Consider the following 23,606-nt stretch of genomic DNA (forward strand, 5'->3'; position numbering starts at 1 on the left):
GGTTGCGCTATCGTTTAAAACTGCCGAGAATGCCGCGCACGAGTGCGCGGCCGAGCGAATTGCCGACCGAGCGGACAACGGATTTCATCGCGGCTTCCGCGACCGTCTGACGACCGGAACGGCGGCCAGTTCCCAGGGCGGTCCCGACGAGGTCTCCGAGGATACTTCCGCCGCTTTCTTCCTCTTCCTTGGTCTTTTGTTGGGCTGCCGCTGCATTCTGCGCCTTGCGGGCCAGCATCTCAAAAGCGGAATCGCGGTCTACAACCTGATCATACTGGCCTGCGACGGGGCTTGCGGCGATGATCTTCGCGCGTTCTTCCGGTGTCAGCGGGCCGATGCGCGAAGCAGGCGGACGCATGAGCGTGCGCTGCACGATGGAAGGCACGCCTTTTGCCTGGAGCGTGGAAACCAGCGCTTCGCCGGTGGCGAGATTGGTAATCGCCTGAAACGTGTTGAAGTCCGGGTTGGGGCGGAACGTATCGGCGGCCGTTTTCACGGCATTGGTTTCGCGCGGCGTATAGGCGCGCAAGGCGTGTTGCACGCGATTGCCGAGCTGCGCCAGAACTGTTTCCGGCACGTCGAGCGGGTTCTGGGTCACGAAGTAGACGCCGACGCCCTTCGATCGGATCAGGCGCACCACCTGTTCGACACGGTCAACCAACGCCTTCGGCGCTTCATCAAACAGTAGATGGGCTTCGTCGAAAAAGAAGACGAGCCTTGGCTTATCGGGATCGCCGACTTCCGGCAGTTCCTCGAACAGTTCCGACATCAGCCAGAGCAGGAAGGTAGAGTAGAGCCGCGGGCTCATCATCAACTTATCGGCGGCGAGCACGCTCACGACCCCACGCCCGTCGGTCGTGGTGCGCATCAGGTCTGAAATCTTGAGCGCCGGCTCCCCGAAGAATTTCGATCCGCCCTGCTGGTCGAGAACCAGAAGCGAACGCTGGATCGCGCCCACTGAAGCCTTGTTCACATTGCCATACTTGCCGGACAGTTCCGCCGAGCGCTCCGCCATTTCGGCGAGGATGGCCTGCAAATCCTTGAGGTCCAGAAGCAGCAAACCCTCTTCATCCGCCAAGCGGAAGGCGATATTCAGCACACCTTCCTGCGCATCGGTGAGATTCATCAGACGTGACAAGAGCAGCGGCCCCATTTCGGAAATGGTTGCGCGGACGGGATGGCCCTGTTCGCCGAATATATCCCAGAAGATTACAGGCGCTGCACGCATTTCATACGGGGCGAGCTTCACTTCCGCCGCACGTTTGAGAAGACCGTCATTCTGAACTCCGATCGCGCCGATACCGGAGAGGTCACCTTTGATGTCGGCGCAGAAAACCGGAACGCCAGCCGCCGAAAAGCTTTCGGCCAGAACCTGCAGTGTGACCGTCTTACCCGTGCCGGTTGCGCCGGTCACGAGGCCGTGCCGGTTGCCATATTTCAGCGCTAAATATTCCGGCTGCTGGTATGAGTCGTCAGGTTTGCGGCTCGCGCCTAGAAAAATAGCGTCTTCGGCGGTCATCAGGCAGCTTGCTCCCTCTGTTCAACTATACCTAACGATATAAACATCGCTCGTCGTCACGACAAGAAAAAGCCTTTGGGAAAAACCATGTACGAGGTCGCTGACGAAGCCTGTAACTGGACTTCAGCGAGCAGGATAGCCGTTCGGGTGCGCCGGAATGGCTTTCAGATAGGCGGCAATCGCATTGCGATCAGCTTCGGTGAGATGGGCCATATTCGTAACCACGTCGGCCATCGATCCGCCAAGCGAATCAAAATCCGGGGTAAAACCGCTTTGCAATGCGTAGGAGATGTCTTTCTCACTCCAGCCGCCGATGCCCGCTTTATCAGGCGTAATGTTGGGAACAATGCCCCGTTTGCCGTCAGTGCCGGTTTCAGGTGACAATGCACCGGCAAGCCATTGGCCGGTATCCAGCCCGCCAATCGCATTGCGCGGCGTGTGGCATTCGCCGCAATGGCCAAGTGCTTCGGTCAGATATTGGCCGCGCTTCAGCTGATCGGATGCACTTGCGATTTCCACCGCAGGCCGATCGGTCAGATAAAGCTGCTTCCAAAGGCCGAGCCCCCGTCGAATGTTGAATGGGAAGGAGAGCTGATGCGGCGCTGCGACATTGTCGGACGGTGGCAATGTCTTCATAAAGGCAAAGAGATCGGCCACATCCTGCGGCTGCATCCTTGTGTAGGATGTGTAGGGGAAGGACGGATAGAGGTGCTCATCCCGCTTTCCGATGCCTTTCAGCATCGCATTGGCAAAATCCTGGATGGTCCAGGTACCGATACCCTGTGGGGACGGAGAAATATTCGGCGCAATGAAGGTCCCGAAGTCCGAGACCAGTTCATGCCCGCCGGTAAGAACCTTGCGCGCATCACCCGAGGCTCCAGGCGCGGCATGGCAGGAAGCGCAGCCGCCAGCCCAAAAAACCTGTTCGCCCTTGACGGGATCGCCGGGCTTCATTGCGTCCAGAACGGTGGTGTCCACCTTCTGTGGCGCAGTCAGAATCCAGAAAGCTGCGGCTCCAAGTACGACCACGGCACCTGCGGCATAAGCCAGTTTTCGGACCATTCCATCCGTTCCCGTGTGGCGGTTCCGACAATTGCGGACCGCTCTTATGGCTGTCATTCAACGGGGCAGTTTCGAGAAGCGCAGGCGCTGGAACAGCACCGCGCTTTGCTGGAAATGCCTTTCACACCAGATGTTTTCGTCTGGTGTGCTCAGTGTCAACAGTGGAGATCAGTTCTTCTTGACGCGATAGACCTGATGGCAAGCGCCGCAATTGGCTGCGACCTGCTGGAAGGCTGGCTTCAGACCATCCAGATCTTGCGGCTTGGCAGCCAGTGCTGCTGCGGCATCGGACCGGAATTTTTCGACGTGTTTGACGAAGTCTTCCTTGTTTTCCCAGATTTTCGGTGAGGCTTCGGTGTCGCCCTGATCAGAACCTGCCGGGAAGAGCGTATCCACGTCCAGCTTCTTGGCATCGGCATCGATTTTTTCCAGTGCTGCGAGCGCTGTGGCGGCGTCGAATGGCTTCTCGCCCTTGACCATGGGAGCAATCGACCCGACTGAACGCCCAAGGTCCTTCATGATTGCCTGGCGATCGGCAATGACATCGGCATGTGCGACACCCGCAACCAATGCCGCCGCAGAGCTGACAGTCAGGAAAAACAAACGCATGCGATCCTCCGCATTTAAAAATCGAACAGATTTTGTCCCTTGGTTCAACTATCCGATACAATCAGGAACATTGCAATCATCGCATCGAGTAAATCCCCAATGCAGCAAGTATCATCCCGAATTTATAGGGACTATTACACTCATATCACGTTATCGTGAAAAATATGACTTGAGTACTATTGTTTATGCTCGAGCATTTTCTGCTTTGATTGAAGCGCCAAAAATGCTCTTTTTCGTTGTTTCGAGTTGTCCTCCCAGGACAGTTATCATTTTGTGGAGGTGATCTTTAAGCTGATTTCGAGTTCTGTTTTGTTGGAGAACGACGCACGCAATAAACAGAGTGTTCTGAGCCACTCTATTTTAATAGGACCATTTCTAATGGTCATTAAGAGGTTGTGTCGGGATCGCTCCCGTGGACCATACCCACGTCAAAGCAGATAGTATGCCAAGCGCCGCGGCTTCCAGAGTAAATTGACCCATGCTGGCAAATGCAAGCCAAAAGTCTGTCCTTGCATATACCACGTAAAGAAAAGCGGCGAATAACTGCTTCTTCAGTGCGAGAATGAGCAATGTAAACTGCATCAGCTTTAGTATCGTGCTTCCCTTCAAAAAACGCCAAGTGAGAGCCGCGCAGACGACTGTAGAAATCACTGGCTCTATAAAGCTTAGATAAGCGGGAATTAGTACATTGGCTCCGTAGGGCAAAGTACACCATCCCCGCTGGGGAGCCAGGGTTTCAAATACAGAACCGAAAAATGACTGGATCTTCCCCGTTAGCAACGGTGCAAGAAATGCCAAGACTATGCCGGTTATCACACTCGCCAAGACATAATGTGCAAATGTTCGAACCTTCGGAGATGCAATAACGACTATCAGGAAAGCGAGACCGTAGTAAAGAGAATTTGCTACTGTCATTAGGCCCAGGAAAAATGCTGAAGAGGCAAGCGGTCCGGTGCAATAAGTGTTCATTGCCCAGCCACGAAGCGTTTCGTTTAGACCGCAGACTGCAAGAAAAGCAATCAGAGTAATACGTGGCCGCTTAATGTGAAGTGCGCTGTTTGACACCAGTTTAAAGAAAACGATCAATCCGCCGGCCATCGTTATATCGCTCACAAGTCGGAACGGTAGCCAGGATTTGATTCCCTGTGATGGTACAGCGACATGGAGTATTTGCAGAATTACAGCATGAACACTGAGACCAAGAACGAGTGTGACACCCATGCCCGCGATAAGGCGCCACCAGTTTACGGAGCGGTATTCATGGGTATATGGGGATGATAAATTGATCATAAGTACAATCCAATACTATCAATACTATAAGAATACAAGAAAATCTATAAACTTATGCAATAGTGGAAATCTCATTTAAGGTTATCTTTATTGCAATTGAAGGGTATGGCGTAGATATTAAGCGTTAATTATTTTGCCGATAATGTGGAATTTCTTGATGACTATGATTAAATATTATGTTAAGATACGAAATAGATTTATTCTTTCAAGCCGCCCTGCGGTCTATCTTCCTCGTTCTAACGGAAGTAAGATACTATTCCGACTGAAATCGTTTTCCGCTTCTGGAAAGCCTGCTTTGGATGTCTATTCCGAAAAAACGGCGCTGCAGAGACATCAGTTCAATGGACTGGCGTCTCTACATCGTTTGAAAAAAGATACTCTGGAGCATCAGCGGCTTAGTACCGCCCTAAGCCCACATTTCCTGGGCTTTCTACGAGTATCGAAATCTGATCAGATGAACTGGCCGAGGCCCGGAATTGCGCCGATGACCGCATCAACTGGTTCGTCGCCGGCCTTTTCCTTGGCGAAGCGGATGGTTTCCTTGGCAACGCCAGAAATTTCACCCATTCCGAGGCCTGCGCCCATGAGCTGGGAGCCGAGACCCATCACGCCGCCCATCAGACCGGAAAGGAAGCCACCGCCCTTGACCTGCGCGATTGCTTCTTCAGCGCCGGGAAATGCCGCAAGAAGCTTCTGGACTTCTGCCGCCGGACCTTCCTTTTGCAGGAAGGCGAGGATCATGCCAACTGCCTTTTCTGCCGTTGCAGCATCAATGCCAACTTTGGAGGTGATGCGTGCGATCAGTTCTTCCATAGAAATTCTCCCAAAAAACTTACGTTTACGTAATATGCATTCTCGACCGTGCTTTGCAAGCCGCCACGAGTGAAAATATTAGGAGAATATGACCTATGGCCGGGCTATATGACGACAAGACATATGCTGCCCGAGTTTCCTCCAATTCCGGGGCGTTGATCATAATCGACGCATGACTGAACCTTGCCGGTTACGATCATCAGATATCGTTCCACGAAGCGGGATTGGTGAGGCTTCCTGAAAACCGGAAATCTCTCGCTCAGTTTCAGCGTTTGGTGCAACGCACCAGAGTCGCGGCACCGGCATTGGTGTATTTGCTTTGCATCGTATAGAGCCAGCCCTTGCATTCAGACATGCTGCTGAAGCACCGGACACGGTCTATCGGGACCAATCCATCGCCGCCCGTGATAAAGGGCGAGTCATCCACGCCGCTGAACTGACCGACGATGATGCCGCTGCCTCTTGGAGGCACGCTGCAGCGCTGGCCCGCATACTCGCTGACATCCTTACGCACCTGCGCTTCCGCCGACATCGGCAGCGCCAACAGGCCGGAAACCGCAAGCGATGCGGAAGTGAGGCAAACAGCAATGACCTGACGCAGCATTGGTCTCTCCTTAAAAAGAATAGATGTAAAACAATACTATAAACGAAATAGTGCGATTTCTCCCAGCGGAAAGCATCGCACCCGTAAAACATGGATGCGATGCCGGTTTCAGGCGATTAGAGAGTGTCGCCCGCCTTGCCTGTCACTTTGAGCGCGAAGGCATAGGTATAGGCAACTTCCTCCAGCCGCGAGAAGCGGCCCGATGCCCCTGCATGGCCCGCATCCATATTGATACGGAACAGGACAGGATGGTCGTCGGTTTTGAGTTCGCGCAATCTGGCGACCCATTTTGCAGGTTCCCAGTAAGTGACGCGCGGATCGGTAAGCCCGGCCACCGCCAAAATGGCCGGATAGGCCTGACGGCTGATATTGTCGTAGGGCGAATAGCCTGCGATGGTCCGGTAATCCGCTTCCGAGGTGATCGGATTGCCCCATTCCGGCCATTCCGGTGGTGTCAGCGGCAGAGTGTCGTCCAGCATCGTGTTCAGCACGTCCACGAACGGCACTTCGGCAATGATGCCGCCGAATGCACCGGGAGCCATATTTGCAATTGCGCCCATCAACATGCCGCCGGCGGAGCCGCCGTGGGCAACGATGCGGTCATGGCTGGTGAAGCCCTCCGCGACGAGGTGTTTCGCGGCGGCGATGAAGTCGGTGAAGGTGTTTACCTTCTTGTTGCGCTTGCCGTTTTCGTACCAGGCGAAACCCTTGTCCTTGCCGCCGCGAATATGGGCAATCGCATAGACGAAGCCGCGATCCACGAGCGACAGGCGTGACGTGCTGAAGCTTGCGGGAATGCTGATGCCATAGGAGCCGTAGCCATAAAGGAGGCAGGGCGCCGAGCCGTTGAGCTTCGTGTCCTTGTGATAGAGCAGGGACACTGGCACCAGCTCGCCGTCCGAGGCTTTGGCGAAGACCCGGCGCGTGACATAATCCTGCACATTATGACCCGAAGGCACCTCCTGCGTCTTCAATAGCTTCCGCTCGCGCGTCCGCATATTGTAGTCGAAGAGCTGTTCCGGCGTTGTCATGGACGAATAGGAAAAGCGGATCACATCCGTATCATATTCGGCGCTGCCATGCAGACCGAGCGAATAAGCCTCTTCGTCGAAGGCGATGGCGTGTTCTTCACCAGTCTCGCGATCACGGATCACGATGCGCGGCAGGCCGTTATCGCGTTCCATCCAGACAAGATGATGTTTATAGGCTGAGTGTGAGAGGATGAGCCGTCCCGGCTTTTCCGGCACGACCTCCACCCAGTTTTCCTGCTGCGGTGCGCTTGCAGGCGCCTGACATATCTTGAAATCCTTGGCATCGTCCGCGTTGGTGAGGATGTAAAACACATCGCCGCCCGGCGCGATGTCATACTCCGTGCCCTTCTTGCGCTCCATGACGAGTTGCGGTTTTGCCGCCGGGTCATTGGCGGGAAGGAGCCAGCATTCCGACGTTTCATGGTCATGTATGTCGATGAAGATGTAGTCGTCGAGCGACGATCCGCCGACGCCAAGGAAAAAGCCGGGGTCTTTTTCTTCATAGATCAGCCGGTCCTCTGACTGGTCAGTGCCGACCTTATGATAGAAAACCTTGGAGGGGCGGTGGTTCTCATCAAGACGGGTATAGAAAAAGCCTTTGCTCTCGGCATCCCAGGCGCCACCGCCGTTCGTATCGGTGACTATGTCTTCAAGGTCCTTCATCGAAGACAGGTCACGGACTTTCAACTTGTAGAACTCTGACCCCTTATCGTCATAGCCCCAGATCAAAAGCTTATGATCCGGCGCATGATCGGCTGATGCAAGGCGGAAATAGGCCTTGTCCTTACCTTCGACATCGCCGTCGAGAAGGATGGCTTCCGCGCCGCCATCACGCGGCGTGCGAATGAAATAGGGCTGCTCGCCACCAGTGCGATAGGAGACACCGTAGGCGAAAGGACCATCCTTGGCGGGAACGGAAGAGTCGTCTTCCTTGATCCGTCCGCGCATTTCAGCAAACAGGCTTTTTTGCAATGCTTCGGTGTCCCGCATCAGCGCTGCCTGATAAGTATTCTCCGCTTCCAGATGTGCGCGGATTTCAGGGGACAGAACAGACGGGTCCTTGAATACTTCCTGCCAGTTATCTGCGCGCAACCAAGCATAATCGTCGGTGCGCACGATCCCGTGGCGGGTTTCACTGACCGGATGTTTGGCTGCACGCGGTTGTTGAGGTTGGGAGGAGTTTTGAGACATCCACAATTCCGATGAAAACAGTTTCGATTTGCTGCAAGGCCTGTAAGCCATGCCTTCTGGTGAGCGATAGTGATATTTATATAGTTGGCCGAAAAGGCGAAAGCGAGTTGATTTCATTGAAATATATTTGAACAGTGCCTTTTTGAGGCCCGATTCTGCGGCCAAAAGCTACGTAACGGAAACATGTTACTCTTGCGCTACGTACAAGAAAACTTGAGGGAGAAAACTATTGCTAAGGCTGCCCGGGCAAATTAAAGGAAGCGCGGCAGTGAACTTCGGCTTCATCCATATCCTTCAATAAATGACAGGGGCAGCGACGCGAACACATCGCGTTTCAAAGTTTCCCTATCTTTGTAAGGTTAAGATCGAGTTTTTCTATTTACGGTTTCAAGAAGAAAGTCTTGTCGGTAATGTAATGTGGTTTGACAATTCTATTGCAAATGACATTATCAACTGATATTCGCAACCGAGAACGGTTTGGGCAGAGTTCTGGAATACGTAACAACGATGGCAGGCGGGGATCTCCAGTCGTTGATTACGCAACAATAAGAAGTAAAAAAGGAAATCTAATGGAAAATCTGGACACGCACGACGAGAGCGCAGAACTGCTTCTGAGCCTTACTGCGGATGTAGTAGCTGCATATGTCGGCAATAACTCGATTCGCGCTGGTGAACTGCCGCTGCTGATCGCTGAAGTACATGCCGCTTTCAAGCGTCACGTCGAACGCGAAGAAGCGCCGGTTGTCGTCGAAAAGCCGAAGCCTGCCGTCAATCCTAAGAAGTCGGTTCATGACGACTACATCATCTGCCTGGAAGACGGCAAGAAGTTCAAGTCGCTGAAGCGTCACCTGATGACCCACTACAACATGACACCGGAACAGTACCGCGAAAAGTGGGATCTCGACCCGAACTATCCGATGGTCGCTCCGAACTACGCTGCTGCTCGTTCGCGTCTGGCGAAAAAGATGGGCCTAGGTCGCAAGCCTAAGGACGCTTAATCACTCCGACTTTCGGGCAGACTGCGCTTTGCCGCGTTTGTTCTGAGAACTTTATGGAAATGGCCAGTATTGTGAGCTGACGCTCGTTGATACTGGCCATTTTGTTTTGGATTGTTCTTTTCCAGAACAGGATACTTTCTCAACCGATCCGGTCGAAAGCCTGCTTCAATGCTATATGCCGGTTCAGGTCATAACTCCAGTGACCGCGCATTCCCTTCAACCGCTCCCTTTCCATAAGGCGCGTCAGTCGTCGTTTGGTGCGGTCTTTTTCTTCCTGCGGCGCTCTGAGAACTTCATCGAGATCGATACCGGCGATGATCTGCAAGGCAATACGCTGCATCGCGGTCAGTTGATTCTGTTTTTGCCGGGCAAAAAAAAATGTGCGGGCGCTTTTCAGATCGGCTTCCATGGCGGCAATCCTCTTTTCCTGATGCGAAAGAGCATGAGCCACGCACACGCGTGTTGGATAATATTCCTAGATTCTGCCGGATTTTTATGTAAGATATCAATTCATCGCGATCGACAAATGCAAATTAGTGCCGCGATGACAAGGTCTTGGCCTATATTAGAGGCGCCTAAGACAATCAAAGACGGTAAACTTTTCCACGAAACTTATCCACACTTGCATTTTCCTCTGTATAAGAAGATATTCCTATTCTGGTGAGGGAAGATGAATGTCTTTGGAACTGTGGGATGTCATTCATACGCGGGCGGAAGCTTTCGAAGCGTTGAAAGTGCTTGCTGCGCGGCATGGGCGAAGCCTTAACCTCGAAAGGGTGGAGGGTGTCACCGACCGTTCGCGAGAGCAGCAGAATATAGAGCTGTGTGATGCCCTTATCGATCTGTTGGTGGCCATGTTTGGGGTATCCGGCACTGAATTGCGGTCGCCGTTGCGGTGTCGGCGGGAGGTCGCGCGCGTGCGGCAGATTGGCATGTATGTCGCGCATACGGCCTTCGGGTTGGCCATGCGTGAAGTGGCCGCCGGATTTGCGCGGGACCGGACAACGGTCATGCATGCCTGCCATCTGGTGGAAGACATGCGGGATGATACGGAGTTCGATGCAATCGTCTCTAAGTTTGAACGGATTGCACAAAGTGCCTTCTGGGCCTGGAGGATGGCGGCATGACCATGCAATTATCAGCCTCTGAAGCGAGGATCATGCGCTTCTTGAAGAATGGAGGCTGCGAGGTTCAGGATTCCGTTCGCGCTTCGCATGTTTTGCTTGCGACGGAACAGGGGACAATCGCTGCCTCCCGTGCCGAACTGGAGGCCATGCAGAAAAAGGGGTTGCTGCATTGGGAGGAGGAGCGGCTTGTTTCATCGCAGCCCGCCGCCCAGGGGTCCAAAAATGGCGGCAAGCCGTTGCCCCGTCCGACGAGGGCTCTGGAATTCATCGAATATGAGCAGGGCGAAAAGGTTGAGATCAATCTCGAAGAGTCGCCGCTTGCCATGCTCTACAGGCGCAAGAATGCGAATGGCTCTTCCTTCATTTCGGAAAGTGAGTTTCTGGCCGGTGAAAGGCTGCGTGCCGACTACACACGCGGATCGCTGATGCCATCAGTCACAATGCGCTGGGACACGGGGGTCGGAGGAGGGCGTAGCGGGCCGGGTGGCATGGCAGAGCTGACGGATATTGCGCTGGCCAGCCGTATTCGTGTTGAGCGGGCGCTCGAGGCGGTCGGGCCAGAGCTGAATGGCGTTCTTGTTGATGTCTGCTGTTTCCTGAAAGGTCTGGAAACCGTGGAGCGTGAGCGAAGATGGCCGGTTCGTTCGGCCAAGATGCTGCTCAAGGTCGGTTTGGCCGCACTGCACCGGCACTACAATCCTCACCTTGAAAAGGAGCGGGGCGCCAGCGTCGTTCTGCATTGGGGAACCGACGACTATCGGCCCCAGATGCGACCGCAGAACATGTAAAATCTCTCCCGCATTGACAGGTACAGGAGGCGGGTCTATCGCCTCTTTCTCAAGGGCTTTGTAACCATTGGGGAAGTGGGGGAGAAATCGTATGGCTTCGGTACGGGATCGAGTGGAAAACATCCTGTCGCGTTTGCAAGCGCGGGCAGCGAGCGAACATGTTTTCAGCAAGATTTATGCACAAAAGGCGCGGGTGGAGGCGGATGCCGCCGATGCACGTCTGCGTGACGGGCGTACTGTTGGACCGCTCGACGGGCGCATCGTTTCAATCAAGGATCTCTTCGATGTTGCCGGAGAGCCGACACTCGCCGGTTCGGTCATCCGGCGCGATGCGGCTCCGGCAATGCAGGATGCCACGATCGTCCGGCGTCTGCGCGAGGCGGGTGCGGTTATTGTCGGCAAGACCCACATGACGGAGTTCGCGTTCACGCCGGTCGGTCTCAATCCGCATTATGGCGAGCCGGGCAATGCGATTGATCCTGCGCGCGTTCCGGGCGGGTCGTCGTCGGGTGCGGCAGTCTCGGTTGCGGAAGGTACCAGCGAAATTGCCATCGGTTCGGACACCGGCGGTTCTGTGCGCATCCCGGCGGCATTGAACGGCATTGTCGGTTTCAAACCGACGGCCCGGCGTATTCCTCTCGACGGTGCCTTTCCGCTGGCGCCATCGCTCGATTCCATCGGGCCGCTGACCAGGACCGTGGCCGATGCCATTATAACCGATGCGATTATGGCAGGCGAAGCGCCGATCCTGCCTAATGCCTTGCCGCTCAAGGGGCTGCGCATCGCATTGCCAAAGGGTTATCTTCTGGCCGAAATGGAGCCGGATGTCGCAAAACACTTTGAGGCAACGGTCGCGCTTCTCGAAAAAGCAGGAGCAATCATTGCGGATCTGGAAGTGGATGATCTGATCCAGCGCCTGCGCGAGGCAACGCGCGTCGGCTCCATCGCCGGGATCGAGGCAAGCCATGTCCACGCAGCGACCTGGCTTGGCGATCCTGATGCCAATGTCGATATCCGTGTGAAGCGCCCGCTGTCCATCCGCGTCAAGGTTCCAATGGAAATCTATCGCGGGATTATGGAAACGCGCGCAACGCTTGTTCGGGAAATGGACGAGCGCCTGAGCGGCTTCGATATGTTTGCAACGCCTGCGACGCCGATTGTTGCGCCAACGATCACTTCAGTCAGCAATGACGAGGCTGAATATGACCGTGTGGAAGGGTTGTTGCTGCGCGATACGCAGATCGGAAACCAGTTCGACCTGTGCAGTATTACCGTGCCGATGCCGGGTATGACACTGCCGACCGGTTTCATGCTCAGCGCGCGGGGCGGTACAGACAAGAGGCTGCTGGCGGCAGCCCTGTCGGTCGAAGAATTGTTAGGCTGATTCTTTCGCCAGCTCTGCTTCACGGCGGATGCGCGCCACCATAGAACGCAGGCCATTGGCGCGCTGTGGCGTGAGGTGTTCATCAAGGCCCAGCTTTTTGAGAATAGCTTCGGGGTCTATCGTCAGAATTTCCGAAGCCTTGCGGCCTGAATAGAGCGCAAGCACGATAGCCACCAGACCGCGCACGATATGCGCGTCGGAATCGCCGAGAAACTCAATAATCGGATCGTTGCCATCTTGCGGCAGCGTCTTCAGCCATACCTGGCTGACACAACCCTGAACTTTGTGCACAGAATCGCGTGCATCGTCAGGATAGGGCGGCAATTCCTTGCCGAGATCGATGACATAGCGATAGCGGTCTTCCCAATCATCGAGAAATTCGAAATCGGACATTATGCTATCGATGGTCGTGGTCATAATACTCGCCTGAAAGAAGTTTCTTGCCGCTTATATAGTCACGAAACGCCGCAAGGTCACGGAAAACTCAAGCGCATTCCGAAAAGTGTGAAGCGGTTGTCGGATAAGATGCGCGAAAAAAAAGGCGCTCTAGGGGGCAATCGCGCCAGTCGGGCGACGGTCAAGTGCGCGCAGGGCCGCGTCCCGCGATGTCGGGATGGGAATGCCGATTGTGATCTGTGCCGGTGTGGCGGTTGTCGGTTCCACTTTTGCCAACGGTTGTGACTTGGAGCCGAAACGGTCATTCAGATATTCGAGGGCCGCGCGGCTCCCTTCCAGAAGGCCGCTTCCGGCGCTGGAAACAAGCGATGTGCCCTTCTGGCAGAAGGACGGGTTGTCGATGCACAGCTTGCCCAGTTCCACGGCGGTTTTGCCATTGGCGAGAAGCTGGTCGATCGAATCCGGCTCCCGCTTCGTCTCGGCAGTGATGGGCTTCTCCTGCGGCTTGCTTTGCTCATCCGCAGGGAAGAAGCGCGGCATCACGATGAATGCCAACGACAGCCAGAATACGGATTTGATGAGAAAACGGATCATTGCCTTCTTGCGTTTGCGTGCTCTCAGTTTGCGTCAATGTCCGATGAATTGGAAAAGATTCCGTAACTGTTCGGTTTAAGGAAGCGGATCCCGAAAATTGTGAAACGGTTTTCGGACAGGATGCGCGTCATGATAAAGCATTTGAACGTCAAAATTGTGCTGTCGCTATGTTTCACCCTCCTGATCGCTACTCTCTGTTTACCATAGGCGGAAAAGGAGACCCGGCATGTCACTTATCCGCTTTGGGCGGCCTCGTTTTATCGTTTCTTTAAAGCCTCGGCTGCAATCTGTTGCTGACTGGAAGAGCCCCGTCGGTTTTCCGGTTTTGTTTATGCAAGAGTATTGAGTGAGTACGGCACGTTGAACGCCATTCTTTTGAAAACAGCCGAAACCGTCCGCGTGAATGTGCAGGCGATCGGCAGTTTTTACGAACGCTTCTGCCGCCGCTGGGTATCCAATCCTGATGCGGCCTCCATACGTGTTATCGGTTCGGTCATCACTGTACCGGTCCTGCTTTGCGCTGCCGTGCTCGCGTCCGGCGTAACGCCGGGCTTTACGGAGTTTGCGATTCTTGCAGCAAGTTTTGCCGGCGTCGCCATGATCCTGTGTGCGCTCTCGCTGATGGGTGTTGGCGCATCTGTTCTGGCTGCTCTGAACTTCGCTGCCTATGGTGCGGGTCTTGCTGCCATTGGTACTTTTTCTCATGGCAATGCGGTCCTGTGGCTGATGGCAGCCGGTCTGCCGCTTGAAGTCTGGTTCGCGACCCGCAAGCCTAAGGCCGCAGCAGCGGGCGCTGCATCGGCGGCCATAATTCTCGGCTATTTTGCGACGGCAAGCGATGGCGCCGTTTCCGGCGGAAGCTATGTGTCTGTCGCTGTTCTCGTGCTTTACGCGGCAAGCCTTGTCGCGCGCGGTTTTGCGAGTGCCTCCAGGTCCACGCAGATCAGGGTCAGCGCGCCGCAAGTCGCTGTTGCCGGAGGCGACGTGCAGTTCAGTCTCGATTCGGACGGCGTGGTGTCATCGGTCGATCCGAGTTCGGCAAAGCTTTTGGGCGTACAGCCCAAAATGCTGGAAGGTACGGCGCTCATTGACCGCGTTCATGTGGCCGACCGTGTGCAGTATCTTTCACTTCTGGCCGATCTTCGCGCCGGTTCCGCTTCGCGCAAGATCGACGTGCGACTGCGTTCTGTCGAAAACGGCGATACGATCTTCCGCGCCTATCGCCTGGAAGGTGTAGCAATCGCTAACGCCATCACACTGATCGGGCGTTCGCTCGAAGGCGAACAGAAGCTTCTCGACGAAATAGCAACCTTGAAAGCGGAACTGGAATCGGAGCGCATCGGCAAAGGCCGTTTGCTTGCAGCTGTAAGCCATGAACTGCGTACGCCGCTCAATTCGATCATCGGCTTTTCGGACATGCTGTCGCATGAAATGGGTGGGAAGCTGGCCAATGAAAAACAGCGCGAATATGCAGGTCTCATTCATCAGTCCGGCCATTATCTGCTGGAACTCGTGAACGCCGTGCTAGACAATTCGCGTTTGGAAACCGGCAATTACAGCATCGAGCCGCAAAGCTTTGCTTTCCGTGAAGCGGCTGAAATGTGCACCGCGGTTATGCTGCCGCAGGCTGAGAAGAAAGGCATTGCCTTCTGCCATCGCGTCGGGACGGGCATTGGTGAACTGGTCGCGGACCGGCGCGCCATCCAGCAAATTCTGCTTAATCTGGCTGGTAATGCGGTGAAGTTCACGCAAAGCGGCGGCTGCGTCACCATCGATGCAACCCGCGTGATGGCCGAAGGCCGCCCGATGCTTGAAATCAGCGTATCGGATACGGGCATTGGCATTGAGCCGGAAGATATGCAGCGCATCGGCACACCATTTGTGCGCGCCGACAATAACTATACGCGCGCGCAGGAGGGAAGCGGCCTCGGCCTTTCGGTGGTCAAGGGGCTGGTGGAACTGCACCAAGGAACAATGCAGCTGAAAAGTTGCCCCGGCGAAGGCACGATTGTCACTATCCGCCTTCCGGTGGCAGGTCCGCAGTTTGTTACGGGAGAAGATGAGTATCAGGAACTTGGCACGGTGATCGACATGCACCGTCACCAGGGAGAAAGGCGTAATGACTGGCAGAACGACGAAGCCGATGGACAGGTCTGGGACGAAAACCGGGAGCAGAAAGATGCGCAAACCCGCAAAACGGCGTAGTCTCGGCTCGCGGCTCCTGCATTTCTTCTTCACGTCGGCTTCCAAGCTGGCGATTGCCGCCGGAGATTTCATTGTGCGCAACCCTGTCCTGACCGGCGGGGCGACTGCTTTTCTGGTTGTGATGAGTTTCGTCTCGGCCAATGCGCTCTGGTACCAGCCGGAAGCGCACAACGCCGTGTTTTTTCGCACCAGACCGGATTTCGTGTTCAAGCCGACGCCGCGTGCAGTTCTGCCGGGTACGGCGAAGGCAAGCGACAGCGCCCCGAAACCGACCGCGACTGCCGCTGCCGAACCTGCAAGCAACGAGCCCGCCCGGCCGCTGGAAGCCGCCAGCCTGTCGGTGAACCGGATCAACATGAATGCATCGGTTGACGACATGCTGCCTGCGCTGGCACCCAACGCCGATCTGGAAATCGCGCGGCTGCAACAACGTCTTTCGACGCTCGGAATCTACAAGGGGCCGGTGGACGGTTTCACTGGACCGCAGACCCGCGAAGCGGTGGAACGCTGGCGCGCTCTACAGCAGAAGCTCGGCGTGCAGGAGGTAAACATTCCCGCACAATTGCTGGCTAATACCCAAAACAGTAACTCGGGCGCCACGGTTCAGGACGAGGTTGCCAAAGCTATCGAGGTGGCCGTTCCGACGCCGCGCCCGCAGCCCGCTGTTTTGAAGCCGGAAACGGATTCCAAGCCGAAACCTGCCCTCGTATCGTATGAAAGACCGGTATCTAGAAAGCATATGGCAGCCACGCCCGCTGTACAGTCGGGCAAAGTCAGTTCACAGGATATTATCCGCGTGCAGGCGGGATTGAAGGCGTTCGGCAATGATACTGTGCCCGTGAACGGACAACCGGGCAAGACGACACAGGAAGCGGTGCGTGAATTCCAGAAACTGTTCAGCATGCCGGTAACCGGTGAAATAGATGCAACGCTGATCGCCAAGATGCGTGAGATCGGCCTGATTAGCTGATGGGCATCCGATGCGCCTGACGTCTGATTTTTGGGTTTCCGCCTTGATACGCAAGGTGCAGGGCGAGGGCGGCTTTGCCTATCTCGCTCGTCGCGGTTCGCCTGAGGCGGGAGCGATCTTCATCAAGGTAAGTTCGCGCTTTGGTACATGCGACCTATATTCGCCTGCACCGCAGACCTCCTATGAAGAGGATAACGACGGGGAGCGCATGTTTCTGCGCATTCTTCACGACGCCGATGAGATGGCGGCAAGCGACCGTATGGCGCGGGAAACCCGCTTCGACCCCGATCTGTGGCTGGTCGAGCTGGAGGACATAGCCGATACGTCGACGCTGTTCTCGATTTCGCAGGATGGCGAAGCGTTCTGAAACTTTTTTCTGATCAACTCTATTTGGCCGATCGTTGAAACGACGGATGGTCGGAGTTGGCAGCATCCACGAGCGGGGTGTCGTCTTCGGACTCGGCCATTTCTCGCAGTTTTCCGCGCAGCATCGCGGACATGTCTTCCGCCTTCCAGCGCCGTACAAGTGCCATCGCTTTCTCGCGGTCGATGGAGCGATAGATATGCACAAACTCCCGCAAGCTGTCGCGGTTGGCGTCGATAGGGCCCAGAATAGCGGTCATGACCAGATAACATTCCGACGGCGACAATCCGAGCGCCTTGAGCGCAATCGGCAGGTGCGAATCCGGCCATCGCCCGATGATCGCGTCGGATCGTTCGAATGACAGGTCGAGCGCATCGGCAAGCGCATTGCGAAAAAACTGGCTGTCAATCAGAAGCGCAGTATCGATCAGATGCTGTGAGCCGGTGGTAGCTCCGGCCTCGAAGAAAGGCTGTTGCAGCGCGCGTGCCAGTCGTTCGGAACTGTCTTCTTTCATAAGCGGCGCCTTTGCCGCAGAAAGATCAGGTACCTTCGGTCTCTCGAGCGGTTCAGCCTCGATATTGGCTAGGTTTTCCTGAAGCGTCAGCGTGCGGTCGATGACCGGATCGGCGAAACTGCGCAGCACGCCTTGCAGAAGAACATCGCCGGACTGACGCCGCGCAATGGCGCGCGCATGGGCAAGGCCGTTCTTGCCGATGATCTCGATGAGGTCGGAAGGGCGCAGAAGATGAGAACGCAGCAAGATAGGTGCGGAGATTTCGACGGGTTCGTTGGCCAGAGTCAGAATAAGACGACGCGGTGCGTCCTCCAATTGCGCCAGTGCATTGGCCGCATGACGTTTGCCACGGGTGGAAGCGCATTGCAGAAGCGGCATGGCAAGATCTTCAAGCTGCTGCATATCCTGCCGTCCGGGGCGCGTGATACCTGCAAACGCCGAAATCGCGGCCGCCAAAAGGTCGTCCGCCTTGCTGCTCCCCGCTTTTGAATTCGATGGGCTCCGGTGGCCTGAAATATCCTCCAGGGCGCGGAACTGATCATTTGTCACGCAGAATACTCCGGTAGGCACACAACTCACCCGCCCCAAATTGCAGATCACGCATCCGGCAACGCCGGTGATGCGGAAATGCACCCCGCATGGGTCGGTATTCTGGATAATAGCGTTGAAGCCTTAGCAACTCATTAACCGTGCCATACAGAAACAGCATCGATTTCGGTAATGCCTGAATCCAAAAGTCGTCAGCCGTAGCGGGAAAGGCAACTTTCGGGTCAGGCAATTAGGGCCCTTCAAACGGCGTGCACTGCGCCTCGGCAAAGAAGCGCCGCACCTCCCTGTTCCAAGTCGCATCGGGCACGAAAGCCCGCAGCACAGCAGCGCCTTCGCCGATATTCTGCTCAATCAGGATCGACCGGGCATCGGCCTGCGAACCATCCGAGCGTAGACTTGCCATGCCGATCGGATCGGTAATGATCAGATTGAGCTTGCGCTCGTTGGAAACGCTGTCGTTGAGGCTATAGAGATTGTCTCCGTTGGGCGCATAGATCGAGAGCGACCAATAAGGCACATTGGAACCGGTGGTGATGTGTACAGGCCCATCGGCAAGATCGAAGCGACAGGTGGCCTCCTGCACCAGCGGGTCACTGTCGCTGACCGGGCCGGTATGCTCGTCCAGCCTGTGGAAACGATACGGCTCGCTTGCAGCTTCGATCCGCGACCATGCGTTCTTGTCCGAATAAAAAGGCACGAGGAAAAGAACCGCGATATGAACGATCGCAGCGCCCACAATGCCGAGGAGAACGAGGTGGAAAACTCTAGCCACGGCAGGCCCCCTTGTCCGCACTCGTGACAAGGGTGACACTTGGCATCACCAGATCGGAAAGCCCTGCGGATGATGCAGCAGGGGTGTCGTAAAGCGTCATGACCAGAACGAAATCGCCGTTGCCTTGGACGGGCAGCCAGTTACCCGGCGCGGCATCGGGGCCGATTGTGATCGTAACACTGCCGTTGTCGTCGTAAAGCACTTCACGGGAATGCAGAGCTTCCTGCAATCCTTCACGCGGTTTGATCGGGTCCAGATCAGGTGTGGAGGGATAGATGGTCCAGAAGCGGGCAGGCGGTGTCATGCCTCTAAGGCGGTAAGTGCAGCCGCGCCGAAGCATGCGACCGCTGCTGTCGGTGCGTGCATAGAAGGGAAGGCCCTCTGCCGTTCCAAGCGCCAGATAGGCTTTGCGGGCCGCGCGGGCCTTGGAATAGGGGTCGGCATCGGGCGTTCCTGCCGCTGGATAGGCGCTCCAGACCCCGACCTGGAGTTCACCGAAACCCTCAAAACGGTCGAGAACCTTGTCGACGCTCCAGATGCCGCCGCCCAGCGCCAGCACAAGCACAATCGCCGTGTTGAATATTGTCTTGAACATCGCCCCTCAGAGTGCCGATACTTTTGTGCGCTCGGCGATCTTAGGCAGAGGCGGGGCCGCAAGGAAGCGGTCGTGCAGCTCCTTGATAATTTTTGTCGATAATGGGGACAGAACCCGCGGTGGAGCAGCCATTGTTTCTTCCGGCTTAGCATTCGCCACTTGCGGCTGGCTCTTCTTGGGCTGCGCGGGGAATGGTGGGGTCACGCCCGGTATCGGTTTCAGTTCGATGTTCTGATGCGCATAGGCCATCATGCGCTGCCAGGCCATCGCAGGCAGAATACCGCCGGTCAGGTCTTTCATCGGCGTGAAATTGTCATTGCCGAACCAGACCGCCGCCGTGAAATTGCCGGTAAAGCCCACGAACCAGGCATCGCGATAATTCTGCGTCGTACCGGTCTTGCCACCCACTCGGGTCATCGGCAGTGCAGCCCGGCGTGCGGTGCCGCGTTCGGGCACCTGCACCAGCATGGAGTTCATTTCGAGTGCAGCTTTCTCCGACAGCGCCCGGTGCGGTTTCGGTGCATCACGGCTGAAATCCCACAATACCTTGCCTTCCGACGAAACGATCTGAGTGAAAGCGTGACGATTCCCGGCCATGCCCGCATTCGGAAAAACGTTGAAGCCGGTAGCCTGATCCATCACCGTCATCTCCGATGTACCAAGCACCATGGTCTTGTGCGAGGAGATTTGCGATTCCACGCCCATCGCCTTTGTCAGGGCAACAATGGGAGCTGTGGTCAGATAGTCGCGTGCCAGCCGCACTGGCACACTGTTCAAAGAACGAACAAGTGCCGTCGTCAGATCCACACGGCCCGCAAAGCTGCGGCCATAGTTGCGCGGCGACCAGTTGCCCCAGCTGATAGGGGCATCCGACACTATGGTGCTGGGCGTCAGGCCCTTTTCCATCGCTGCCGCATAGACATAGGGCTTGAAGGATGAACCAGCCTGCCGCAGTGCCCTGGTGGCGCGGTTGAACTGGCTTTCGCCATAGTCTCGTCCGCCGACCAGTGCGCGAACGGACCCATCATTAGCGAGCACGACCGTCGCTGCTTCCGAAACATTATAATCCTTGCCAAACTGGCGCAGGTGATATTCGAGCGACTCCTCCGCTGCCTTCTGCAGGTTGCGGTCGAGTGTGGTGCGCACGATCAATGTGTGCTGGGGAATAGTGGCTGCGACCTTTTTTACCTCCTCGAAGGCCCAGTCGAGGAAATAGTCGGGACTTTCATTCTTGGCGCGGTCGATAACGCTTGCCGGATGACGACGCGCAACGGCCACCTGTCCCTCACTCAGAAAGCCGCTCTCAACCATGTTGGAAAGCACGACATTGGCGCGCGCACGGGCTGCGGGCAGATTGACATGCGGCGCGAATTTCGCCGGTGCCTTGAACAGGCCTGCCAGCATCGCGGCCTCCGCCAGCGAGACGTCCTTTACGTTCTTTCCAAAATAGAATTCCGAAGCGGCAGCGATGCCGAATGTTCCGCCGCCCATATAGGCGCGGTCGAGATAAAGCTGCAGGATTTCCTTCTTGCTGAGATTGCTTTCCAGCCAGAGTGCAAGGAAGGCTTCCTTGATCTTGCGTTCGATCGTGCGCTCGTTGGAAAGGAAGAGGTTTTTGGCTAGCTGCTGCGTGATAGTCGAGCCGCCCTGAACGACGCCATTCGCGCGCATATTCTGGCTGAGCGCACGGGTTAGCCCCCATAAGTCGATGCCATAATGGTCGAAAAAGCGTCGGTCCTCGGTGCCGAGCACGGCCTTGATGACGTGATCCGGCAACTCATCGATAGGTACGGCCTGACGGTGGAGAATGCCGCGCTGGCCGATTTCGTTGCCGTAGCGGTCGAGGAAGGTAACGGCATAGTCGTCCTGCGCGCGCCAGTCCTTCTTGGTTTCCTCGAAGGCAGGCAAGGCCAGAGCCAGCATCAGCACCGCACCGCCAACGCCGAGCGTAAATCCTTCATCGAGAACCTCGACCACGAAACGCCGGAAGCCGCGCACGCCAAGCCGCCGTGAGGCAATGGTGATGTTTTCCCACCACTCACCGAAATTGTAGCACGACCTATAGAGCGTGGAATCAATCCACGCATCAAGGCCGATAAGGCGCGAAACCCTGAAAGGTTTGCGCTCTTCGCTCCCGGAATCTTTTTCTGCCGTTTTACGCATAAACACTAACTTCGGCACGTTCGGTTTCGGAGACTGCTGGAACTTGTCCATTCATCATAGCAGATAAATAAGCCACAGCTCATGTGAAATGGTTAAACGGCAGACCGCTTTTTGGTTCTAGGAAAAAAATCAAATAATAGGAAAATAGTCCTTGACTGCGTAACGGTGCTTTGCTAGGTTTCATTTACAGTCAAGAAATTGTGACTGTTGCTGGTTAGGCTATATACCCCCAGCCGATACCGGTGTGCATAATCCCAGAAGGCTATAGCGGCTTTCTGGGATTATGTCTTTAAATGCAATTGTGAAGATTGTGAAGATACATCCTAAAATTGTGAAAACCCCGGCGCGTGGTGAAGCGCGCATTCGCTTGGCGCACCAGCTACAGGTTGCATACGGCATCGACCCTGCTGATATAGCGGAATTGCTGTCTATCTCGGTAAGCCAATATCTTAACCGTCTCAATCGCCTGAATCTGGTCAGTTCATCCGCAGCGCCTGATTCGGAGAAGAATACACGCGATGCAATTCTGGAGCGTATGCAGATAGAGCTGAAGCGGTTGCTTGACGGCGAGAATCTGCCGGACAAGAGCAAGTCGGAAGCGCTGATGGCGCTTGCCCGTGCTGTGAAGTCCGTGGGCGAACTGACTGCCGAGGAAAAACCGGTCGGCCGGTCGTCCTCCGGTGCTGCGGTCGCTTCATTGGGCGAGACTCGCAAGGCGCTGACGCGGATCAGCAGAAGGATAAACGAACTTGCAGAAAGGCGGGCGCGGGAGATTCTGGACGGCAGGCCTGACGCCGCAACAAGTGGAGGCGGCGGAGGCGGAGTGGCTGTTTCAGGCCCGTGATGCACAATTGCCGCCTTATGGTGACTGGCGAACCTGGCTCATCGTGGGTGGCCGCGGCTCGGGCAAAACGCGGGCCGGGGCTGAATGGGCATCCGGTATGGCGCTGGGACTGCCGCCCTTCGCCAAGGCGGCATGCGGACATATTGCGTTGGTTGGCGAAACCTTCGGTGATGCGCGCGAAGTGATGGTGGACGGACCGTCCGGTATTCTGGCGGTGTCGCGGCTGGCGCGCCCCCGTTATGAAGCGACGCGCCGCAGGCTGTTATGGGAGAACGGCGCGGTAGCGTCGCTTTACTCCTCCGAGGACCCCGATAGTCTGCGCGGTCCACAATTCGACGCAGCATGGTGTGACGAGCTTGCGAAATGGAAAAACCCGCAGGAGACCTGGGACATGCTGCAATTCGGCCTGCGTTTGGGAACATTTCCCCGCCAGGTCGTGACCACGACGCCGCGCGCGGTTCCGCTCCTGAAAGCCTTGGTTGGGGATGCCACGGTTTCGATGACGCATATGCGGACGGACGAAAACGCGGCCAATCTGGCGCAAGGCTTTATGCAGACGATCAACCATCGCTACGCGGGCACACGTCTTGGACGGCAGGAACTCGACGGTGAACTGATCGAGGAACGTGCGGATGCCTTATGGTCACGTGATCTTATCGAGCGGTGTTTCGAGGCCCGAGCCCCGGAACTGGTGCGAATTGTCGTGGCCGTCGATCCGCCTGCCTCGTCGGGTAAGGCATCGGATGCCTGCGGTATCGTTGTTGCCGGTATCGACGATGAAGGAATTGGCCACGTATTGGTCGATGCCAGCATGGGTGCCGCGAAGCCGCATCAATGGGCGCGAAAAGCCATTGCGCTTTTCCACGCGCATCAGGCGGATGCTATTGTCGCGGAGGTCAATCAGGGCGGCGAGATGGTGGCAGCCGTGCTGGCTGCGGAGGACGCGAGCGTGCCTGTTCTCAAGCGCCATGCGTCCAGAGGCAAATTTCTGCGGGCAGAGCCGGTGGCCGCACTCTATGAACAGGGGCGCATTCGTCATGCTGGACGATTTCCGGCGCTGGAGGACGAAATGTGCGATTTTGCGCCGGGCGGTCTTTCCAACGGTCGGTCGCCGGACCGGCTCGACGCGCTGGTCTGGGCGCTGGGTGAACTGATGCTTGGCACCGATCGCAAACCGCGTATCCGCCGGTTTGGCTGAACAATCTTAATTTTGGAGAAGCCATC

At 56.1% G+C, this 23,606-nt stretch carries 23 protein-coding genes; 9 read left to right on the forward strand and 14 right to left on the reverse strand.

Features of this window, described 5'->3' with window-relative positions; translation table 11 throughout:
• Positions 1–7: 7 nt before the first annotated feature.
• From FJQ48_RS12990 to FJQ48_RS13020, 7 genes are all read right to left on the reverse strand, one after another.
• Entirely contained in the window at positions 8–1,519 is a 1,512-nt protein-coding gene (locus FJQ48_RS12990; RefSeq protein WP_139975450.1) for a helicase HerA-like C-terminal domain-containing protein, read from the reverse strand.
• Positions 1,520–1,642: 123 nt separating this feature from the next.
• The gene (locus FJQ48_RS12995) at positions 1,643–2,581 is read right to left on the reverse strand and encodes a cytochrome c (protein WP_139975451.1); all 939 of its coding nucleotides are present in this window, start codon (positions 2,579–2,581) and stop codon (positions 1,643–1,645) included.
• 168 nt (positions 2,582–2,749) lie between these two features.
• Positions 2,750–3,190: a cytochrome c gene (locus tag FJQ48_RS13000; protein WP_139975452.1), complete on the reverse strand. Its 441-nt coding sequence runs from the start codon at positions 3,188–3,190 to the stop codon at positions 2,750–2,752.
• A gap of 375 nt (positions 3,191–3,565) precedes the next feature.
• Complete coding sequence (locus tag FJQ48_RS13005; RefSeq protein WP_139975453.1) at positions 3,566–4,480, reverse strand: hypothetical protein; 915 nt, start codon at positions 4,478–4,480, stop codon at positions 3,566–3,568.
• Positions 4,481–4,930: 450 nt separating this feature from the next.
• Entirely contained in the window at positions 4,931–5,293 is a 363-nt protein-coding gene (locus FJQ48_RS13010) for a DUF2267 domain-containing protein (RefSeq protein ID WP_139975454.1), read from the reverse strand.
• Between the two features lie 265 nt (positions 5,294–5,558).
• Positions 5,559–5,897, reverse strand: coding sequence for a hypothetical protein (locus tag FJQ48_RS13015; RefSeq protein WP_139975455.1), 339 nt, complete (start codon positions 5,895–5,897; stop codon positions 5,559–5,561).
• A 116-nt stretch (positions 5,898–6,013) separates the two neighbouring features.
• A complete protein-coding gene (locus FJQ48_RS13020; protein ID WP_139975456.1) occupies positions 6,014–8,119 on the reverse strand; it encodes a S9 family peptidase in 2,106 nt (701 codons plus the stop codon).
• A 569-nt stretch (positions 8,120–8,688) separates the two neighbouring features.
• Between FJQ48_RS13020 and FJQ48_RS13025 the strand changes: the two genes are divergently transcribed.
• Positions 8,689–9,117, forward strand: a complete 429-nt coding sequence (locus FJQ48_RS13025; protein WP_010661576.1) for a MucR family transcriptional regulator — start codon at positions 8,689–8,691, stop codon at positions 9,115–9,117.
• Between the two features lie 139 nt (positions 9,118–9,256).
• Here the strand turns inward: FJQ48_RS13025 and FJQ48_RS13030 are convergent, their stop codons facing one another.
• Positions 9,257–9,526, reverse strand: coding sequence for a cytoplasmic protein (locus tag FJQ48_RS13030; RefSeq protein WP_139975457.1), 270 nt, complete (start codon positions 9,524–9,526; stop codon positions 9,257–9,259).
• Positions 9,527–9,797: 271 nt separating this feature from the next.
• On the opposite strand from FJQ48_RS13030, the gene FJQ48_RS13035 reads away from it, so the two are divergent.
• From FJQ48_RS13035 to FJQ48_RS13045, 3 genes are all read left to right on the forward strand, one after another.
• Complete coding sequence (locus tag FJQ48_RS13035) at positions 9,798–10,244, forward strand: helix-turn-helix domain-containing protein (RefSeq protein ID WP_139976280.1); 447 nt, start codon at positions 9,798–9,800, stop codon at positions 10,242–10,244.
• Complete coding sequence (locus FJQ48_RS13040) at positions 10,241–11,032, forward strand: DUF6456 domain-containing protein (RefSeq protein ID WP_139975458.1); 792 nt, start codon at positions 10,241–10,243, stop codon at positions 11,030–11,032. The genes FJQ48_RS13035 and FJQ48_RS13040 overlap by 4 nt, the downstream gene beginning before the upstream one ends.
• A gap of 91 nt (positions 11,033–11,123) precedes the next feature.
• Positions 11,124–12,416, forward strand: a complete 1,293-nt coding sequence (locus tag FJQ48_RS13045) for an amidase (protein WP_139975459.1) — start codon at positions 11,124–11,126, stop codon at positions 12,414–12,416.
• Here FJQ48_RS13045 and FJQ48_RS13050 read toward each other — a convergent pair.
• Positions 12,408–12,833, reverse strand: coding sequence for a SufE family protein (locus tag FJQ48_RS13050; protein WP_139975460.1), 426 nt, complete (start codon positions 12,831–12,833; stop codon positions 12,408–12,410). The two genes, FJQ48_RS13045 and FJQ48_RS13050, sit on opposite strands and share 9 nt — an antisense overlap.
• A 129-nt stretch (positions 12,834–12,962) precedes the next feature.
• Entirely contained in the window at positions 12,963–13,406 is a 444-nt protein-coding gene (locus FJQ48_RS13055; RefSeq protein WP_139975461.1) for a hypothetical protein, read from the reverse strand.
• 360 nt (positions 13,407–13,766) lie between these two features.
• Between FJQ48_RS13055 and FJQ48_RS13060 the strand changes: the two genes are divergently transcribed.
• The 3 genes from FJQ48_RS13060 to FJQ48_RS13070 are packed head-to-tail and all read left to right on the forward strand — an operon-like array spanning position 13,767 to position 16,948.
• Complete coding sequence (locus FJQ48_RS13060; RefSeq protein WP_139976281.1) at positions 13,767–15,611, forward strand: PAS domain-containing sensor histidine kinase; 1,845 nt, start codon at positions 13,767–13,769, stop codon at positions 15,609–15,611.
• Positions 15,586–16,581, forward strand: a complete 996-nt coding sequence (locus FJQ48_RS13065) for a peptidoglycan-binding domain-containing protein (RefSeq protein ID WP_139975462.1) — start codon at positions 15,586–15,588, stop codon at positions 16,579–16,581. Before FJQ48_RS13060 ends, FJQ48_RS13065 begins: the two co-directional genes overlap by 26 nt.
• A gap of 10 nt (positions 16,582–16,591) precedes the next feature.
• Positions 16,592–16,948: a DUF1491 family protein gene (locus FJQ48_RS13070; RefSeq protein ID WP_139975463.1), complete on the forward strand. Its 357-nt coding sequence runs from the start codon at positions 16,592–16,594 to the stop codon at positions 16,946–16,948.
• Positions 16,949–16,967: 19 nt separating this feature from the next.
• Here the strand turns inward: FJQ48_RS13070 and FJQ48_RS13075 are convergent, their stop codons facing one another.
• The 4 genes from FJQ48_RS13075 to FJQ48_RS13090 form a co-directional block, all read right to left on the reverse strand.
• Positions 16,968–18,008, reverse strand: a complete 1,041-nt coding sequence (locus tag FJQ48_RS13075) for a DUF2336 domain-containing protein (RefSeq protein WP_139975464.1) — start codon at positions 18,006–18,008, stop codon at positions 16,968–16,970.
• Between the two features lie 229 nt (positions 18,009–18,237).
• Positions 18,238–18,780, reverse strand: coding sequence for a hypothetical protein (locus FJQ48_RS13080; RefSeq protein WP_139975465.1), 543 nt, complete (start codon positions 18,778–18,780; stop codon positions 18,238–18,240).
• A complete protein-coding gene (locus tag FJQ48_RS13085; protein ID WP_139975466.1) occupies positions 18,773–19,375 on the reverse strand; it encodes a DUF1214 domain-containing protein in 603 nt (200 codons plus the stop codon). The genes FJQ48_RS13080 and FJQ48_RS13085 overlap by 8 nt, the downstream gene beginning before the upstream one ends.
• 6 nt (positions 19,376–19,381) lie before the next feature.
• Positions 19,382–21,538, reverse strand: a complete 2,157-nt coding sequence (locus FJQ48_RS13090; protein ID WP_139975467.1) for a penicillin-binding protein 1A — start codon at positions 21,536–21,538, stop codon at positions 19,382–19,384.
• A 331-nt stretch (positions 21,539–21,869) separates the two neighbouring features.
• Here FJQ48_RS13090 and FJQ48_RS13095 point away from each other — a divergent pair, with 331 nt between their 5' ends.
• On the forward strand, positions 21,870–22,382 hold the full coding sequence (locus FJQ48_RS13095) for a hypothetical protein (RefSeq protein WP_247870383.1): 513 nt from the start codon (positions 21,870–21,872) through the stop codon (positions 22,380–22,382).
• On the forward strand, positions 22,288–23,580 hold the full coding sequence (locus FJQ48_RS13100) for a DNA-packaging protein (protein ID WP_139975468.1): 1,293 nt from the start codon (positions 22,288–22,290) through the stop codon (positions 23,578–23,580). The genes FJQ48_RS13095 and FJQ48_RS13100 overlap by 95 nt, the downstream gene beginning before the upstream one ends.
• The last annotated feature ends 26 nt before the right edge of the window (positions 23,581–23,606 follow it).

The organism is Ochrobactrum sp. CGA5, from assembly GCF_006345815.1.
Taxonomy (GTDB): Bacteria; Pseudomonadota; Alphaproteobacteria; order Rhizobiales; family Rhizobiaceae; genus Brucella.